This window comes from Acinetobacter bereziniae LMG 1003 = CIP 70.12 (genome assembly GCF_000368925.1).
Taxonomy (GTDB): Bacteria; Pseudomonadota; Gammaproteobacteria; order Pseudomonadales; family Moraxellaceae; genus Acinetobacter; species Acinetobacter bereziniae.
Genome location: NZ_KB849756.1, coordinates 1,395,313 through 1,397,817, shown reverse-complemented (window position 1 = coordinate 1,397,817; position 2,505 = coordinate 1,395,313). Strand labels below are relative to the sequence as shown.

The following is a 2,505-nucleotide window of genomic DNA, read 5'->3' as shown; positions in this document are numbered from 1 at the left end:
GGTTTGATTAAACTCGATACACTTTCCTTGATGCCTTTTAAATAGCGGGTGTCTTGTGCATGGCTATTGTTCTGAATCAGAACACATAGACTGATTGCACCCAATCTTTTTAAAAAAATTATGGGTTTGTGAGTGATTAACATTCCTGAATGGCACCTAATCATGCTTGTAATTATCGGCATTGGTTTATTTCAAGTTTCTCGTAAATATTATTTTATTTTACACAGTAATGATTTGATTTTAGCAGAATGATTTAAATTTAATATAAATTTAGCTATTGTTTTGATTGTTAATTAAACAATGAATGATAGTGTATTGGTTGTTAATAAATGATTATAGATTGTGGCTTTGCAAAGAATATAATATTTAATTTAATGTTTATGGAATTATAATCTATACATTTGTATTTTAGAGATTATGCGGGAGATAAGAGATTATATGCTGAGCATTTTCTGGATAAAAAATATAAAAATAAAATAAAATTGTAAATGTATTCTTTATAAAAAATACTTTTTTTAACCCGTTGATATGATAATTGTTTTTTTATAAAGAAAACCTAAAAAATCATAAAAAATTTATCATCAAATAAAAAAAAGATAATGATTTGTATCATTTTTATGCTAGGATTGTGTGAGTTAAATCTCATAAAGTTAAATTTAAAGGACTTAATTTATGCGAATACATGAATGAAAAATACCTGTATTGAATAATATTTAATCTATTTAGGCTGAAGTTATCTCCCAATTTTAGTGTAAAAAATATACATAAATTTTGCTGATTTATTTTTATAAAATATTTCGGTAAGGGTATTGTTTTGCATTTTTTTTGTTGAAGTTTATTTAGTCTATTTTTGATTTTAAATTAATGGGTTTTCTATTTTTGTAATTATTTTAATCCTTATGCTTTATTGATTTGTGCTGGATGGAATATAGATTTAATTGAATATCATATAAAGATAATACGAGATATAAATGATCTGTTTTTTCATCTAAACCTGCTTATTTTAATGTTGTGAATTTATCGATTATTTTTAATGTCGGAGTACGGTGATGTCAAAAGTTATTTTGATGGTAGTGACTGCTGCAATAGGTATGACAGCCTGTGTAAGCAATCAGTATCAAAAACCATCAAATTTAAGGTTTCAAGAGAAAAGTTTGACGAACAATCAAATTGTTCTTGTGAAAAGAGATGAAAAGCTTTGTTCTGGGGATACCGCAACACATCAGAAGTGTGCGATTGATTTCTATATTGATCGTATACAAGCAGGGAACTTTTATATAAATAATACGGCAAAGTATCACTTAAAGTCTGAAGTTTATAATTTTAAAGTGAAAAATTGCAATACTGAATCATGCTTTAGCTGTGATGTTGATGTAGATGTGCAAAAGTTGAATAGTCATAATTTTTTACTTTCAGTAGATGGAGAGGGAAAACCGTTTATTTTAAATGACGGTCAGACGCTTCAATGTTCTAACAAAAGTGAACCCACTCAAACTGTCGTACCTCAAATGTAATCATACTTAATTATCGATTTATTTTTTACTCATAAATATCTCCCAACCCCATCAAAAATTTCATTTTTGTAGGGTTTCTGCGTGCATATTTTTAAGTAATTGATTTTTTAAAAGATAAATGTACATAATCTCCTTAGGTAAAAAATGGCTAATTTTGTTGTAATTGAAAAAGATTCTTTAAGTAAATCAACGGTAGATACCAACCATATCACTTTGTCAGAAGCATCAATTATTCATACTAAAATGAATAGAGATGATGTGGCTGAATATATTCGAGATGGTGATCATTTATTATTAAAGCTTAAAAACGGTGAAGTGATTGTTATTGAAAACTTCTTTGTAGTTCACCAAGAAGTAACTTCAGATTTAGTCTTTGAAGATGAAGATGGTTGTATTTTATATTGGTTTGATGGAGTTTCAGGCTTTAAAGAAATCACAGGGCTGGAAGCATTATTACCTGAAGCAAGTAGTCATTTGACTGGAATGCTTCCTTGGCTGATTGGGACAGGTGTAGTCGGTGGTGTCATCGCAGCAACACATGATAATGATAAAAATAAAGAAAATATTCCCAATGGGAAAAATAGTGTTGAAGTAAAAACGGATGGCTCAATCATTGGTAAAACAGAAAATATTCCTGAAGGAACGAAAGTTGTTATTACCATTACAGGACAAGACAAGAACGGAAATACATTAAGCAAAGACATCGAAGTTACTGTTCAGCCAGATGGAAGCTATACAGCTGAAGTTCCAGAAGAATTTGTGGATGGTGATTTGACTGTAAGTTCAGAAGTTGTTGATCGTAATGGCAATACTGTTCAAGCGGAAGATCAGTTAGGTAAAAATGCGACTGATGATCCAAATACTCCAGAGGACGAAAGTGCTGGGCTTGATCGTGTAGACAGTAACATAGACATTCACATTGATAATACAGGTAAAATCACTGGAACCACCACAGATGTTGCACCGAATAGCGATGTGGTGATTACCATCA

Annotated in this window: 2 protein-coding genes; both read left to right on the top strand. The window is 30.1% G+C overall.

The window, feature by feature from the left end; translation table 11 throughout:
* Nucleotides 1–1,049 precede the first annotated feature (1,049 nt).
* Nucleotides 1,050–1,514, top strand: coding sequence for a hypothetical protein (locus F938_RS16355; RefSeq protein WP_005033551.1), 465 nt, complete (start codon nt 1,050–1,052; stop codon nt 1,512–1,514).
* A gap of 144 nt (nt 1,515–1,658) precedes the next feature.
* A partial coding sequence (locus F938_RS16350; RefSeq protein WP_005033548.1) for a BapA/Bap/LapF family prefix-like domain-containing protein occupies nt 1,659–2,505 on the top strand: 847 nt, incomplete at its 3' end.

Excerpts from the sequence above, each read along its gene's own strand:
- F938_RS16355 (WP_005033551.1), top strand. The coding sequence starts at position 1,050 with ATGTCAAAAGTTATTTTGATGGTAGTGACTGCTGCAATAGGTATGACA.